Raw genomic sequence first — 15,098 nt, 5'->3', positions numbered from 1 at the left:
CCTATCGGGGCAGGGAAACCGGCCGGGCTCGCTACCGCCCCTAGGCCGCGGGGCACGGCCGCAGCCTCGGTCGTGCCCGCGACTGGCACGATCCAGGCACGGTGAACCACCCTGCGTAGCCGTCGCCCGGCCGGTTTCCCTTACGCGGCGCGATACTCAGTCGACAGCGGCGGCCCGTTGCGCTTCCCGGCTGTTGCGGGCCGCGGGAAAACCGACTCCGAGCTGGTCCGCGGCGAGCGCGGTGCCTTCCAGCCGGGAACGGATCTTGGCGAACGCGGTGCTGCGCGACGTCGACTGGTCGTCGGCGAACGGGGAGAACCCGCAGTCGTCGCAGGTTCCCAGCTGCCCCACCGGGATATGCCGGGCCGCGCGCAGCACGCGGTCACGCACCTCTTCCGCGGTCTCCACCCGCGGGTCGATCGGATCGATCACCCCGACGAACACCCGGATTCCCGGCCTGAGCTGATCCGCGACAACGCGCAACACCCGGTCCGGATCGGACTCGCTGGCGAGCTGGAGGTAGAAATTGCCGGCATTGTGCTGAAAGAGGGCCGGAAGCAGGTCGGCGTAGTCGACGTCGAGGCTGTGCGTCGAGTCGAGGTCGCCGCCGGGGCAGGTGTGGACGCCGATGCGCGCCCGCTCGGATTCGCTGAACCTCTCCAGGACCCGGTTGTTCAGCTCGACGAAATCGCGCAGGACCTGCCCGCTGGGGTCGAGCTTCAGCGACAGGCGTCCCTCGGTGAAATCCAGCTGGACAACGTGCGCGCCCGCGTCCAGGCATCCGCGGATATCGGCCTCGGCGCCGTCGACCAGGTCGTCGAGGAAATTCTCGCGCGAATAGCCGTCGATTCCGGATGCCGGGTACAGCAGGGACAGCGCGGAAGGCGCGATCACCGCCTGTTTCACCGGAAGGTTCGTGCACTCCCGGGCGGCCCGCAAATAGCGCTCGGCGTGTTCCTGGTAGCGGAACGGTCCGGAGGTCAGGCACGGCAATTGCCGCTGGTGCCCGTCGGCGAACGGGATGACGACGCCGTCCGCGGAAAGGTTCTCAGAGCCCGCGATCGGGTAGGTGACGAAGCTGGGTTTGCGCTGCTCGCCGTCGGTGACCACGGTCGCGCCCATCGCCGCCTGGCTTTCGATGGTCTCGCGAACGGCCCGGTCGAGAACGGAGGCGAACGCCGCGTCGCCGAGCTGCCCGCTTTGCCGCGCGGCAAGGGCGCCGAGCAATTCGGGCGAACGGGGGATGCTGCCGATGGGCTCGGAAGGAATGGTCATGCGGCGAGCCTAGAAGCGGGGCGCGGGGAGGATCGAAGAAATACACCGCTGGACGTCGCTCTCCTTCTTTCGTGCCGTTACCGGCTCGAAAGTGTTGACACGGCACCGCGGCGGGGCGAGTCCGCTTTATTGGCGGAGTGTGAAAAAGGTGCTTTTACCGCACTGACAAGAATGCAGTGCCTGTCCGCGAGACTTATTCGATTCCTTGCCGTCCCCTAATCCGGGATGCCCGCTGCCGCGGCGATGCCCTGCTCCAGGCTCAGGCTGTAGTCCAGGTTCAAATGGTCGGCGTCGTAGTACACACTGACCTTCCCGATCACCGCATAGCAGCGGTGCTGGTCGCAGAAGGAGTCGGTCAGGTCGAGCAGCCGGACCTTCGGGTCGGTGCTCGCCTTCGCCGCCGCCGTCAGCGGGTCCGCCGGTTGGGCGACCGACCGGGCGACCGCGCATTGCCTAGGGTCGTCCGGATTCAGCACTACGCAGTCGGTGGCGCGGACAAGTCCGTTGAGCGGCGGGTCTGCCATCACGAACACCGTCGCGCCGGTGCCGGTCCACTGCGCCCAGTACGAGTTCAGCCCGTCCTGGTACTGCTCCGCTTGCGACCGTCCGCTGTGGTCGTCGGCTCGCTCATGCCTGCTGTAGAACGACGTGAACACGTACGCGGGCCGCGTTTTCGCGATGTCGCCGGCCATCTGCTTCGTCCAGGCCATGCACCGCCGGTCGAGGGCGGTGCCGTGGTAGTTCAGGGCTTGGATCCCGGCGAACGGGCAGCCGCCCAGGTAGCTCGTGTACATCAGCCAGTGGTTCTTGCGGGCGAGGCTCAACAGCGGGCCTTGCCATTGCTGAGCATGCGAATCGCCGACCAGCCAGACTACCGTGGGGTTGGCCGCGCCTTGGCTGAAATCGCATTTGGTGGTCGTCTTCGTGCCGTCGTTCGCCGAGTACTGCGACAGCGGCGGCGGGCAGTCCGCGGGCGGCGTGTAGTACCGGTTGGCCGGACCCATCTCGACGCTCCTGGCCGGGCCGAACGGGTCAGCGCACGCGTTGCCCGCCATCAGCGCCCTCGCGCCGTGGCAGGGGCCGGTCATCTCGGCGGCCAGGTCGCGCGCCGCTTGGTCGACGTGCCGTTGGTAGGTCCAGGTCAGGCCGCCTGCCGCGGCGCACACCACGAGCATTCCGGCCGCCATGGCGGCGAAGGTCGCCCCGGCGGTGCGGCTCAACGGCCGCCAGGTCCGGAGCGGGTCCTCGACGAGCCGCTTCGACGCGTACGCCGCGATCAGGGACGCGGCCACGATGCCCGCCTTGACCTGCCAGGTCAGCGTGCCGGCGACGAGCGCGCCGGGGAAGGCGAACGGGACCAGCATGATCAGCGGCCAATGCCACAGGTACAGCGAGTAGCTGACATTCCCGAGCCACTGCACCGGAGGCGACGAGGACAGCGGGGTGTGCCATTGCCGTCCCTCGCGGCTGCCGCCGAAGATGACCAGCGCGGTGCCGACGGCGGGCACCAGCGCGGTCGCACCGGGGAATGCGGTCTGGTCGTCGAACAGGATCGCGGCGACGGCGACAGCGGCGAAACCGGCCAGTGCGGACAGATTCGCGGCGATCTTCGGCAGAACGTATTTCGCGCCGCCGAAGGCCAGCAGCGCGCCGAGCGCGAACTCCCACACCCGCACCGGCGTCACGAAGTACGCCTGGCTTTTGGACACGTCGGTGAACCAGATGCTGAACCCCAGCGAGGCGGCCCCCACGATCGCGACACCGGCGATCCGCGCCCGTCGCGCCCGGATCCTGAACAGCACCAGGAGAAGCAGCGGCCAGAACAGGTAGAACTGCTCCTCGACCGAGAGCGACCAGTAGTGCTGGGACAGGCTCGCCGACTGGGTGAAATGCGAGTAGTCGACGGAATGCGCGGCCAGCAGCCAGTTTTCCCAGTAAAGCGCGCTCGCGATGACTTCCTGCGCGTTGGACTCCCAGCGCGGATAGGGCATCAGGAAGTACGCGGCGACAATGACGAAGGCCAGGACGAGAAACGCCGCGGGCAGCAGGCGGCGCACGCGGCGGGCGTAGAACTTCGCGAGCCGGATCCGCCCGGTGCTCGCGACCTCGCGGACCAGATGCGAAGTGATCAGGAAGCCGGAAATGACGAAGAAGACGTCGACGCCGACGTAGCCGCCGGTCAACCGCTGGGGCCAGAGATGGTTCAGCACGACCAGTCCGACCGCCACGGCGCGCAACGCCTGGATGTCCGGCCGGAATGCCGGTCTTCGCTCCCCTGACGACTGCGAGGGCCGCACAGGCCCGCTCAACGTCCCCGTGCCCATTCCGCCCCTTATGTCCCGCCCCGCTGAAAACTCAGTGATGCTAGCGGGACCGGCCGACGGGCTCGGCACGGGCTGGCCGAATCGCCGACGCGACGTGCGCAAAGAGGGGACGGCAGCTGCCGTCCCCTCTTTCGGTCCGCGTTCAGCGCCAGCCCAGCTCCGGAGCGACGTGGGTCAGGATGCTCTCCAGCACATGGGCGTTGTAGTCCACCCCCAGCTGGTTCGGCACGGTCAGCAGCAGCGTGTCCGCGGCCTGCACCGCCTCGTCTTCCTTCAGTTCCCGCACCAGCTCGTCCGGCTCGGCCGCGTACGAGCGGCCGAAGATGGCTCGGGTGTTTTCGTCGATCATGCCGATCTGGTCGCGAGAGTTGCGGTCGCGGCCGAAGTACGCGCGGTCCAGGTCGTTGGTCAGCGCGAAGATGCTGCGGCTCACCGAGACCCTCGGCTCGCGTTCGTGGCCTGCTTCCTTCCACGCTTCGCGGTAGGCCTCGATCTGCTTGCGCTGCTGGACGTGCAGCGGTTCGCCGGTCTCGTCGTCCTTCAGCGTGGAGCTTTGCAGGTTCATGCCCAGCTTCGCCGCCCAGACCGCGGTCGCGTTCGAGCCCGAACCCCACCAGATGCGGTCGCGCAGGCCTTCGGAGTGCGGTTCCAGGCGGAGCAGGCCGGGCGGGTTGGCGAACATCGGGCGCGGGTTCGGCTGGGCGAAGCCTTCGCCTTCGAGCAGTTTCAGGAACACCTCGACGCGGTCGCGGGCCATGTCCGCCTCGGTCTCGCCGTCGGCGGGGGCGTAGCCGAAATAGCGCCAGCCGTCGATGACCTGCTCGGGGGATCCCCGGCTGACGCCCAGCTGGAGCCTGCCCCGCGAGATGAGGTCGGCCGCGCCCGCGTCCTCCACCATGTACAGCGGGTTCTCGTAGCGCATGTCGATCACGCCGGTGCCGATTTCGATCTTCGACGTGCGCGCGCCGATGGCCGCGAGCAGCGGGAACGGGCTGCCCGCCTGGCGCGCGAAGTGGTGCACGCGGAAGTACGCGCCGTCGACGCCCAGCTCCTCCGCCGCGACCGCCAGGTCGATCGACTGGTGCAGGAAGTCGGAGGCCGACCGGGTCTCGGAGTGCGCGCTCGCCGACCAGTGGCCGAACGAGAGGAAGCCAATCTTCTTCACGCATCGTCAAACGTTCAACTACCCGGCATCATTCCCGGGCGTCCGAGGACTCACCGGGCGAGGCGTTCCAGCAGGACGACGGTCACCGTGTCGCCGGCCTCCTTGCCGATCGCCTTCCGGAGTCCGGCGTTGACCGGGAGTTTGTGGGTGCCGTCGCCCAGCGCCATGAACGAGCTGCGGAACGGCTCGCCGTCGACGGTTCCGCGCACCTTCACCAGGCCGCGGGTGCCGAAGAACTCCGCTGAGCCGGGCCAGACCAGGTAGGTGTGGCCGCCCTTGGCCGGGCTCTTGCGCAGGGTCGCAGTGAATTCCTCGTGGAGTTCGGTCATGATCGGTGCTCCTTGCCCCCGGATGGCTGGTCATCCCGAGGTACGAACCTGGTCGCGGGATTTCGACATCGGCTCTCACCCGTGCGTGCGGCGTCCGTTCAGGTAGGTGGCCTGGACGGGGATGTCGCGGATCGCGGACGGGTCGGTGTCGTGCGGGTTGCCGGCGAGGATCACCAGGTCAGCGGCCTTTCCCTCGGCGAGGCTGCCGACGTGCCGGTCGAGGTGGAGCTGCCAGGCGGCGTCGATGGTCTGCGCCCTGACGGCGGCGTCGACGGTGACGCGCTGCGAAGGGGCCAGCACGCGACCGGAGCCGCGGGCGGTGCGGGTGACGGCGGTGGCGATGTTGCCGAGCGGGCTGGGCGGCGTGACGGTGCCGTCGTTGTGGAAGGACACGCGCAGCCCGGCGTCGAGCGCGGATTGGGCCGCCATCCAGTGGCCGCCGTGGTCGGGGCCGAAGAGGTCGTCGAGGAGCACGTCGCCCCAGTAGTGCAGGTGCTCGATGAACAGGCTGACGGTGACGCCGAGCTTCGCGGCTCGCTGGAACTGGTCGGGACGCATGGCGCCGGCGTGTTCCAGGCGCAGCCGCCAATCGCCGGGATGCGCGGCGAGGGCGGCTTCGTAGGCGTCCAGGACGTCGTCGACGGCACCGTCGCCGTGCACGTGACAGGCGACTTGGAACCCTTGTCCGACAAAGGAAACGGCGAGTTCGCGGAGCTGGTCTGCGGTCCAGTTCGCGCCGCCGTGGTGGTGCGGTTCGAGACCCATCCGGCGGGTGGCGTCGGTGTCGAGGTAGCCGAAGGTGGTTTTGATGTTGCCCTGCCACGGCGACCCGTCGGCCCAGATTTTCATGCCGATCTGGCCGAACAGGTCGGTGTCGGCGGGCCACGGTCCGCTGCGGCGAGCGGGGTCGCGGGCGAGGTCGAGCGTGGCCATTTCGTACGCGCGCAGCCGGACCAGCGCGTCGGGGCCGGCGGCGGACAGCAGGTGCTGTTGTCCGGCGGAGTACGCGAGTTCGCTGACCGTCGTGGTGCCCGCGGCGGCGTGCTGGCGGAAGGCCCAGGCGAGGTTGGCCGGCAGGTTCTTGGCGATGGTCTCGACGGCGGGGCCGCCCAGCCGCTGGATCGCGGCGGCTTCGAGAACCTCGCCGGTGAGGTCGCCGGAATCGTCGCGGACGAAGGACGCTCCGGGCGGGTCGGGGGTGTCGCGGGCGAGGCCCGCGGCGGCGAGCGCGGCGTGGTTTCCGTAGGCGGCGTGGCCGCTGTTCGCGACGACCACCACGGGATTGCGCGGGGCGAGCCGGTCCAGCACGTCGGCGGTCGGCAGTTCCAGCCCGGGCTGGAGCAGGACGTCGATGCCGTAGAACAGCAGCGGCACGCCCGGTTGCGCCGCGGCGGCGGTGTCGGCGATGGTCCGCAGCACGGCCGCGCCGTCCTGGATCGCGAAGGGCCGCACGTCCACCGACGGCGGAGCGAGCGCCAGCGCCATCTGCGTGGGATGGCCGTGCGCCTCGACGAAACCGGGCAGCAGCGCCGCGCCGCCCAGGTCGACCACCTCGGTGGCGGACGTGCGACGCGCCACGACCTCGTCCCGGTCCCCGACGGCGGTGATGATCCCGTCCCGGACCGCGATCGCCTCGGCCTCGGGCCGCCCGCCGTCGGCAGTCAGGATCGGGCCGCCGGTGAAGATCAGGTCGGTCATAACCCGACAGTCGACCATGGATCCGCCCGCCGCGCCCTCCCCGGACGGCCTCGGCATCCACGGCAGGGTGTCGGTCGCGGCAGCCGGCCTGCCGAATTGGTTCCGGCCGCCGCCGAAAAGGGCCTGTTCGGCGAGCCCGATTCACGAACGATGTCATTGGCCAACGAATTCGTGGTCCGCGAATCAGGTGGCGCGCCGCCCATTCGAACTGGAATCCGCACGACGAATCACGGTTTCCGTTCCGCGGCGCGGCCCCCGGGCGAGACCTAAGCACATCCCGCCTTCGCGCTGCTCCGCTGAGCGGGATCTCCTTGACAGCACCTCGGTGCGCGCCGACGATGATTCATCAGATGTATCGGCCACTCGCTCGCCCAGATTCCCCTGATGATCGAGAAATTCCCGCTAGGCATCGGACCACTGGACTTCACCGTGGAGGTTCCATGACGACCTTTCCTCGTCGGCACGCACTCGGCATGGCACTCGGCGGCGCGGTGCTGCTCGGCACAGCGGGCACCGCGGCGGCCGCGAGCGGGCCTGCGCAGCCGGTGGTCACAGACGGCGCTGGCACCCCGGTCGTCCCGCCGCCTCCGCCCGTCCCCGTCCCTCTCGACGCGTGGTTCGACAACGACGGCATCGACTCCGCGAGCGCGCACGACGGGAACTTCGACGGATCCGGCTACACCTTCCCGGCGGAGCAGATCCCCGCAGGCAGCACCGTCACCGCGGGCGGCGTGCCCTATCTGCTCGGCTCGGCCGCCGCCGGAGCCAAGAACAACGTCATCGCGCTGGGCCAGCGCATCGACCTGCCGAAGGGCCGGTACTACGGGGCCGCGTTCCTCGTCGCGTGCAGCTACGGCAGCACCGGAGGCGACGCAACCGTCCACTACGCCGACGGCAGCACCAGCACCGCCGCCCTGTCCGGTTCCGACTGGTGGGGCTCCGGCGGCGCCGTCGTCTCCACCTTCCGCTACGGCCCGGGCGGGGTCACCGACCAGAACCCGGTGTCGATCAGCACCGCGCAGGTATGGATCGACCCGGCGCGCGAAGCGGTCGCCCTGACCCTGCCCAAGACCGCCCCGCCCGCCGCGAATGTGCCGAGCCTGCACGTGTTCGCGCTGACGCTGCAACCGATCGCGCAGGGTCGTTCGGCCACCGTCCTCGACGCCCGCGCCACCGCCAACCTGCTGCAAGACGGCGGTCCGCAAGCTGTCGAGGCGACGATCGTCAACACCGGCACCGTCTGGCTCGAAACGCGCGACCGGATCACCGTCACGCTCGACGTTCCCGGCGGCCGGGTCCGCACTCCCGCGCCGATTCCCCGCCTCGCGCCGGGCGAACAGACCACCGTGCGGCTCGGCCTCACCCCCGACCGCGGCCTGCCCGCCGGAACCCCCGCGACCGGCCGGATCCGCGTGCTCGCCGACCGTTCGACCATCGCCACCCAGACCCTGCCGGTGCCGCTCGGCATCCCGGACTTCCGGCCGACCGACGCGTCGCTGTCCACGCATCGCGCGCCGTATTGGTTCTGCGACGCCAAATTCGGGATCTTCATCCACTGGGGCGTGTACTCGGTGCCTGCGTGGGCGCCGGTCGGGCAGCAGTACGCCGAGTGGTACTGGAACAACCAGCAAGATCCCAATGGTCCCACCTATGCCTACCACGCGAAGACCTACGGCGAGTCGTTCGTCTACGACGACTTCATCCCGAAATTCACCGCCGCGCGGTTCGATCCGCGTTCGTGGGTGCAGCTGATCGAGGACGCGGGCGCGCAGTATTACGTGCTGACGTCCAAGCACCACGACGGTTTTGCCTTGTGGGACACCAAAGTCAGCGGCCGCAACGCGAAGAAGCTCGGCCCGCGCCGGGACCTCGTCGCCGATCTGTTCGCCGCCTCGCGCAAGTACACGCCCGGTCTGCGCAACGGTCTGTACTTCTCGCTGCCGGAGTGGTTCAACCCGGACAACCCGTGGATGGGCCACGCGCCGCGCAACCCCTACACCGGCGCTCCGGTGCCCTACACCGGCTACACCGCCGGCCGCGATTTCGTGAAGGACCTTCAGGCGCCGCAGGTGCTGGAGCTGATCTCCGGCTTCGACCCGGACGTGCTCTGGTTCGACATCGGCGGCGTGAACGACAGCCGCGACGTGCTCACCGAGTATTTCAACCGGGCCAAGAACCGCCGTCGCCCCAAGGACGTCACGTACAACGACCGCGGCGGCATCCCGGACCACGACTTCACGACGCCCGAGTACACGACGTACCCGAACACTGTCGTCGCGAAATGGGAGTCAAGCCGGGGACTGGACCCGTACTCGTACGGCTACAACCGCGCGACGCCGGACGACAAGTACATGACCACCGACGACGTGGTGCACACGCTGGTCGACGTGGTGTCTAAGAACGGCAACTTCCTGCTGGACATCGGCCCGGATTTCGACGGCACCATCCCCGCCGTGATGCAACAGCGGCTGCGCGAGACCGGGGCTTGGCTGCGCACCAACGGGGAAGCGATCTACGGCACGACTTACTGGTCGCGCATGGCCCAGCTCGGCGACCTGCGGTTCACGGTCCAGCCCGGTTCGGCTTTCTACCTCATGTCGCTCGTCGCCCCTGGGTCGCAGCTCGTGGTCGACGCCCCGATCCCGATCCGCCGCGGCGACCGCGTGTCGATGCTCGGCTACGGCGGCCCGCTGCACTGGAGTCAGAGCGACGGCCGCCTGGTGATCGACGTTCCCGCGGCCGCGCGTGCGGCCGGGAAGCACGCATGGGTGTTCAAAGTGGACTGGCGCTGACCCTGACCGGGGCGGTCCGCGACGGGCCGCCCCGGCAACCGCTCTCCAGATCCCTCGCCCGGGCCGCCACATCGGCGTCCGAGCAAAACCCGCGGCCGCTGCGCTTCAAACACAGCAGCCCCAGCAGCTTCCCGCACCTATCCACCACAGCCAACCGCCGACGGGACATCCCCAGCCACGTCGAATGCAGATCCGCGTCCGGGCCAACGACCCGACCAGACAACCGCCCCGCCCGATACGCCGGAAGCCCCTCCTCCAGCCCGTCAAGATCCGGCCGTTCCACGACGCTCAGCAGCGTCTCCCCGGAAACGACCAGCGCGGCATGCACATGATCATCCTCGAACAGCCCCCGAACCTCACCGACGGTCGCCGACGCGTCGAGCACCTTCGGGGCCCGGAGCATCGCCTCGCCGGCCGTCGACGCGCCGCGGAAATCCGGAGACGTCACTGCGGGTTGTTCCACTCCGCGTCGGACTGGTCCTCCGCCGCCGTGCGCTCCCGCGCCAGTTCCAGCGCGCGCCGGGCGGTGGCCTCGTCCGGGTACGGGCCGAGCCGGTCGACGCCGCGCGACTGGCGGCCGCGTTCGACCTCGTTCGTGCGCGTGTTGTAGTACCACTCTTCGGACATCGTCAGCTCCCCAACGAATCGATCGAGCGAGCCGAATCGACTCGCAGCGCCTGCATCGCGGTGACCAGTTCGGCCAGGTCCCGCGGATCGGTCAGCGTCCGGTCGGTGAGTTCCCGGATCCGGCGCAACCGGTACCGGACCGTGTTCGCATGGCAGTGCAGCACCTGCCCCGCGCGTTCGGACGAACCGCCGTGCGCGAAGTACGCGTCCAGCGTCTCCAGCAGCACGTCGCGTTCCTCGGCGGGCAGTTCCAGCACCGCCCCGAAGACCTGCTCCCCCAGCCGGCGGCCCTCGTCCGGGTCGTAGGCGACGAACGCCGCCAGCGGGCTCGGATCGAACGCGCGGACCTCGCCGCGCTCCGGCGGGATGCCGGACAGCGCGGTCCGCGCCAGGTGGACCGCGCGCGGGGTTTCGGTCAGGGAGCGAAACAGCGGGCTGACGCCGGTGCGGGCCAGCGCCAGCTCGCGCAGCAGGGCGAGCATCGCGTCGTACTGCTCCTCGCGCAGCGAGACGACGCCGGCCTGCAGCGTCGGCGAGAGATGCCACGCCGACACGATGCCGAGCTGCCCGAGCCGTCGTTCGATCCCGACCAGGCTCTCCTCGGCCAGCCCGCGCGTCTCGGCGGCGACCACGGTCAGCTTCCCGTCCAGCGACAGGCCGAGCAGCCGTCCCGCCTCCCACGGCCCGGAATCGGATCCGCGCGCGCCGGTCAGCAGCACCTCGGCCAGCGCGGACCGCCGCCGCTGCTGCGCGACCAGCAGTTCCGCGCTCGCCGCCCGGTACGCCTCGGTCACCCGGACCGCGTGCTCGTCGGTGACCTGCCACAGCAGGCTCGCGACGTCGATCAGCACATCGGTGCTTCCCGTCGCGCGGGCGCGGCCGACCAGCAGGTCCCACAGCATCGCGCAGGCGATCCGGTACACCTGCAGCACCTCGGGCAGCGGCGCGCCCTGGTGCGCCCGCCGCCGGCCGGTCTCCTTCGGCGCGCGCTGGTCCGGGGCCTCGGCGCCGCCCAGCGCGTCGACCATGAACCGGAGGTTCACCGCGATCGAGCGGTGCAGGTCGGCGCGCGGGACGATCTTCTCGTCCCGGTACATCCCGATCCGCTCGCAGCTGGCCGCGCAGACGTCGTCGATCAGCCGGGGCAGCCGTGCGTCGGCCCAGGCGACGAGTTCGGTCAGGGCGGCGGTCCGCACAGCGTTTTCCTCCCGGTCGGCCACGTCCGGGATCGTACCCGCGCCCCGGACCGGCCGCCCGCGCGGATTTCCCCCGCCCGGAAACGCGCGACGATTTACCGCGCATTTTGTGGGCCGCTACAGAAATGTTTGTCGGCGCCCACAATGGTGCCGTTCGCATTCTCCGCCCGGATGCCCCGCACGGTCCGCTGTGCTTGAATCAGAGAAGAGAAGCACAGATTCGGGCCGAGAGGGTTACGGTGGACGAGCAGCGCGAGGACCAGCCGGAGTTCAAGCCTTACCACCATCCGGCCGCGGGCTGGGGCGCGGCGAAAAGCGTGACGCAGTTCCTCGTCCGGGAACGGGAACTTCTCGCCGGACCGCGCGCGATCGTGAAGATGAACCACGAGAACGGCGGGTTCGACTGCCCGGGCTGCGCGTGGCCGGACGACACCAAGGGCCTGCATCTCGACATTTGCGAAAACGGGATCAAGCACGTCACCTGGGAGATGACGCGGAAACGCGTCGGCGCGGAATTCTTCGCCGCGCACACGGTGTCCGAACTGGACGGCTGGAGCGACACCGCGCTGGAGGCGCAGGGCAGGCTCACCGAACCACTGCGCTACGACGAGAAGACCGACCGGTACGTCCCGATCTCGTGGGACAAGGCGTTCCAGCTGGTCGGCGACACGCTGCGCGGCCTCGACTCCCCCGGCCAGGCGGCGTTCTACACCTCCGGACGGCTGGGCAACGAGGCGACGTTCCTGTACCAGCTGTGGGCGCGCGAGTTCGGCACGAACAACCTGCCGGACTGCTCGAACATGTGCCACGAGGCGAGCGGCCGCGCGCTGCAGGCCGCCATCGGCACCGGCAAGGGCACCGCGGACATCCACGACTGGGAGGCCGCCGACGCGCTGTTCATCATGGGCGTCAACGCGGCGTCGAACGCGCCCCGGATGCTCACCGCACTCGCCGAAGCACATCGGCGCGGCGCGCAGATCGTGCACATCAACCCGCTGGTCGAGGCCGGGGCCACGCGCACGATCATCCCGCACGACTTCGCCCGGATGGCCACTTTCCGCGCCACCCCGACGTCCACGCTCAACCTGCAGCCGCGCATCGGCGGCGATCTCGCCTTCATCCGGGGCATGGCGAAGGCCCTGCTCGAGATGGCGGAAACCGATCCTGCGGCGATCGACTCGGACTTCCTGGAGACCTACACGAGCGGCGTCGAGAAGTACCGCGTCGTCTGCGAAACCACGTCCTGGGCCGATTTGGAGCGGCAGTCCGGGCTGTCCGAGGCCGAAATCCGGGCGGCGGCGAAGATCTACCGCGACGCCGACCGGTCGGTCATCAGCTGGTGCCTCGGCGTGACGCAGCACGAGCACGGCGTCGACACCGTCCGCGAGATCGTGAACCTGTTGCTGCTGCGCGGAAACATCGGCCGCCCCGGCACCGGGCCGTCGCCGGTGCGCGGGCACAGCAACGTGCAGGGCAACCGCACCTGCGGCATCGACCACCGCCCGGCGCCGGAGTTCCTCGACAAGCTCGCGCGGGTCTGCGGCATCGACCCGCCGCGCCACCACGGGCTCGACACGGTCGGCACGATCGAGGCGATGCACCGCGGCGACGTGCGGGTGTTCGTCGGCATGGGCGGCAACTTCGCGCTCGCCGCGCCCGACACTCCCTATACCTTCGCGGCGTTGCGCAAATGCGAGCTGACCGTGCAGGTCAGCACGAAGCTCAACCGCAGCCACCTCGAACACGGCAAGCAGGCGCTGATCCTGCCCTGCCTCGGCCGGACCGAAAAGGACTTCCAGACCGCCGGGCTGCAGTCGACGTCGGTCGAGGACGCGATGAGCATGGTCCATTTGTCGACGGGGATGAAGAAGCCCGCCTCGCCGCACCTGCTGTCCGAACCCGCGATCATCGCCGGGATGGCGAGCGCGACGCTGCCGGGAAGCGCGACGCCGTGGGCGGACTACGTCGGCGACTACGACCGGATCCGCGACACGATGGCGCGGGTGCTGGACGGTTTCGAGGATTTCAACACCCGCGTCCGCGAACCGCTCGGCTTCCGCATCCACCAGGCCGCGCGCGAACGGGTCTTCCACACGCCGTCCGAACGCGCCGAGTTCTCGACCGCGGACCTGCCGGACGTCGTCCCCGCCGCCGGCACGCTCGCACTGGGCACGATGCGCTCGCACGACCAGTGGAACACGACGATCTATTCCGACGACGACCGGTACCGCGGCATCAAAAACCTCCGCACGCTGGTGTTCCTCAACGCCGAAGACATGCGCGACCGAGGTCTGGGCGAGTTCGACGAGGTCGACATCACTGCCACCGCGAAGGACGGCACGACGCGTTCGGTGCGGCGCTACCGGGCGATTCCCTACGACATCCCGCGCGGCTGCGCGGCCGGGTACATGCCGGAGATGAACGTGCTGTGCGCGATCGGCGACTACAGCACGCAGAGCGATCAGCCGCTGATGAAGCATCTGAAGGTCACGGTCGAACGCTCCGCGTGAGACCGGCGGTTCGGCACGGGGCGCGGACCAGCACCGCTGCCCCGATGCCGGCCGCGACGCCGACGAGCGTGTCCGCCACCCGCGCCGTGAGCAGCGTCTCCGGCGCGGCAGGCGCGGCCAGCTCCGTCATCACCAGGATCAGCGGCGTGAAGAACCCCAGCGCGATTCCGTAGTGGCGGGACATGAACAACTCCGTCGGGAACAGCAGCACGATCACCGCCGACGCCAGCGGTGCCGCCCCGAATCCGGGAAGCAGCAGCAACGCCGTGACGACCAGCCCGGCCAGCGTCCCGAGGACCCGGTGCGCGCTGCGGTCCAGCACGCTGCGCAGTCCCGGATGCAACCGGCTGCGCGGATCGGCCGCCGCCAGCGGAACCGCCGCCGAGGCCATCGCCCAGTTCGCGTGATCCACGCCGAGCAGCAGCCCGACCGCGCCCGCGGCAGCGATCGCCAGCGCGTACCGAGCCGCGTGCACAACCGCACACGCCGTACCGCAACCCGGCGCGCACCCTGGCGTTCCCGGTGCGGCCGAACGCTCCGGACCAGTCAGTCCAATAAGGACACACCCGGCGATTGTGCCCGCACACAACGCGATTCCCGCCCACGGCCCGACCCGCCCGGCAGGCACCAACGCGATCGCACCGAGCGCGAAAATCCCGAAGAACGGCCCGCGCGGGCTCAAGTCCAGCCGATTCGTCACCAGCGCACAGCCGAACGAGAACGCCGCTTCGGTGACCACCAGCAACCAGGCCGGTGCGTGAGATGCTGACAAGAGGACGCCCAGCGAGACCCCGCTCAGCAGCACCGCGCCCGCCTGAAGCTGATGTCGGAAGCGAAGAGCCCGCGTCTCGGCGCGGCCGTACATCCCGGCGAACGAACCGAACGCGGCGAAAATGATCAGATCCGGACGCCCCGCCGCGAGAAGCGCCAGCCCCGGAACCAGCAACCCCGCCGCGACCCGGCTTGCGTGCCACCATTCGCCGCCGCCGAACGAGCGCGCGGCCGCGGCCGAGGTCGCCACCGGCACGCTGTCCTCCGCTTGGTTGTTCTTGGCTGTTCGAACGTCGGCTACCGGGATCCGCCGGTCGTCCCACGATACCCGCGCGAGGGGCGGCGACCGGCCGGATTGTGGCGAGCCACAACGAAGTCTGCGCCGGGTGCCAATCAGCCGAGCTGGCTGAG

General features: G+C 69.7%; 11 protein-coding genes. 2 read left to right on the top strand and 9 right to left on the bottom strand.

What is annotated here, in order from left to right:
• Window positions 1-156 precede the first annotated feature (156 nt).
• From ABD156_RS15815 to ABD156_RS15795, 5 genes are all read right to left on the bottom strand, one after another.
• Window positions 157-1,275: a cobalamin-independent methionine synthase II family protein gene (locus ABD156_RS15815; protein WP_344273010.1), complete on the bottom strand. Its 1,119-nt coding sequence runs from the start codon at window positions 1,273-1,275 to the stop codon at window positions 157-159.
• Between the two features lie 215 nt (window positions 1,276-1,490).
• Complete coding sequence (locus tag ABD156_RS15810; RefSeq protein WP_344273007.1) at window positions 1,491-3,599, bottom strand: acyltransferase family protein; 2,109 nt, start codon at window positions 3,597-3,599, stop codon at window positions 1,491-1,493.
• A 142-nt stretch (window positions 3,600-3,741) separates the two neighbouring features.
• A complete protein-coding gene (locus ABD156_RS15805) occupies window positions 3,742-4,764 on the bottom strand; it encodes an LLM class flavin-dependent oxidoreductase (RefSeq protein ID WP_344273004.1) in 1,023 nt (340 codons plus the stop codon).
• Window positions 4,765-4,814: 50 nt separating this feature from the next.
• On the bottom strand, window positions 4,815-5,093 hold the full coding sequence (locus ABD156_RS15800; RefSeq protein ID WP_344273000.1) for a DUF1905 domain-containing protein: 279 nt from the start codon (window positions 5,091-5,093) through the stop codon (window positions 4,815-4,817).
• A gap of 75 nt (window positions 5,094-5,168) precedes the next feature.
• Window positions 5,169-6,791 carry an amidohydrolase gene (locus ABD156_RS15795; protein WP_344272998.1) on the bottom strand — a complete coding sequence of 541 codons (1,623 nt, stop codon included), beginning with the start codon at window positions 6,789-6,791 and terminating at the stop codon, window positions 5,169-5,171.
• Between the two features lie 440 nt (window positions 6,792-7,231).
• Between ABD156_RS15795 and ABD156_RS15790 the strand changes: the two genes are divergently transcribed.
• Window positions 7,232-9,583, top strand: a complete 2,352-nt coding sequence (locus tag ABD156_RS15790) for an alpha-L-fucosidase (RefSeq protein WP_344272994.1) — start codon at window positions 7,232-7,234, stop codon at window positions 9,581-9,583.
• Here the strand turns inward: ABD156_RS15790 and ABD156_RS15785 are convergent.
• The 3 genes from ABD156_RS15785 to ABD156_RS15775 are packed head-to-tail and all read right to left on the bottom strand — an operon-like array spanning window position 9,564 to window position 11,430.
• Window positions 9,564-10,031 (bottom strand): CBS domain-containing protein, encoded by a 468-nt coding sequence (locus ABD156_RS15785; protein ID WP_344272992.1) that lies wholly within the window; start codon window positions 10,029-10,031, stop codon window positions 9,564-9,566. The two genes, ABD156_RS15790 and ABD156_RS15785, sit on opposite strands and share 20 nt — an antisense overlap.
• Window positions 10,028-10,210 (bottom strand): hypothetical protein, encoded by a 183-nt coding sequence (locus ABD156_RS15780; protein ID WP_344272988.1) that lies wholly within the window; start codon window positions 10,208-10,210, stop codon window positions 10,028-10,030. The genes ABD156_RS15785 and ABD156_RS15780 overlap by 4 nt, the downstream gene beginning before the upstream one ends.
• A gap of 2 nt (window positions 10,211-10,212) precedes the next feature.
• A complete protein-coding gene (locus tag ABD156_RS15775; protein ID WP_344272985.1) occupies window positions 10,213-11,430 on the bottom strand; it encodes a PucR family transcriptional regulator in 1,218 nt (405 codons plus the stop codon).
• A 215-nt stretch (window positions 11,431-11,645) separates the two neighbouring features.
• Between ABD156_RS15775 and ABD156_RS15770 the strand changes: the two genes are divergently transcribed.
• Window positions 11,646-13,916: an FdhF/YdeP family oxidoreductase gene (locus ABD156_RS15770; RefSeq protein ID WP_344272982.1), complete on the top strand. Its 2,271-nt coding sequence runs from the start codon at window positions 11,646-11,648 to the stop codon at window positions 13,914-13,916.
• Here the strand turns inward: ABD156_RS15770 and ABD156_RS15765 are convergent.
• Entirely contained in the window at window positions 13,894-14,943 is a 1,050-nt protein-coding gene (locus tag ABD156_RS15765; RefSeq protein ID WP_344272979.1) for an FUSC family protein, read from the bottom strand. The two genes, ABD156_RS15770 and ABD156_RS15765, sit on opposite strands and share 23 nt — an antisense overlap.
• Window positions 14,944-15,098 lie beyond the last annotated feature (155 nt).

The sequence above is a fragment of the Amycolatopsis albidoflavus genome (assembly GCF_039525725.1).
Classification (GTDB): domain Bacteria; phylum Actinomycetota; class Actinomycetes; order Mycobacteriales; family Pseudonocardiaceae; genus Amycolatopsis; species Amycolatopsis albidoflava.
The sequence above is the reverse complement of the archived record's forward strand: the minus strand, read 5'-3'. Positions and strand labels throughout refer to the sequence as shown.

Bases quoted from the DNA above. Each gene is read 5' to 3' on its own strand.
- ABD156_RS15790 (WP_344272994.1), top strand. From the start codon at position 7,232: ATGACGACCTTTCCTCGTCGGCACGCACTCGGCATGGCACTCGGCGGC.
- ABD156_RS15800 (WP_344273000.1), bottom strand. From the start codon at position 5,093: ATGACCGAACTCCACGAGGAATTCACTGCGACCCTGCGCAAGAGCCCG.
- ABD156_RS15810 (WP_344273007.1), bottom strand. From the start codon at position 3,599: ATGGGCACGGGGACGTTGAGCGGGCCTGTGCGGCCCTCGCAGTCGTCA.
- ABD156_RS15795 (WP_344272998.1), bottom strand. From the start codon at position 6,791: ATGACCGACCTGATCTTCACCGGCGGCCCGATCCTGACTGCCGACGGC.
- ABD156_RS15815 (WP_344273010.1), bottom strand. From the start codon at position 1,275: ATGACCATTCCTTCCGAGCCCATCGGCAGCATCCCCCGTTCGCCCGAA.
- ABD156_RS15780 (WP_344272988.1), bottom strand. From the start codon at position 10,210: ATGTCCGAAGAGTGGTACTACAACACGCGCACGAACGAGGTCGAACGC.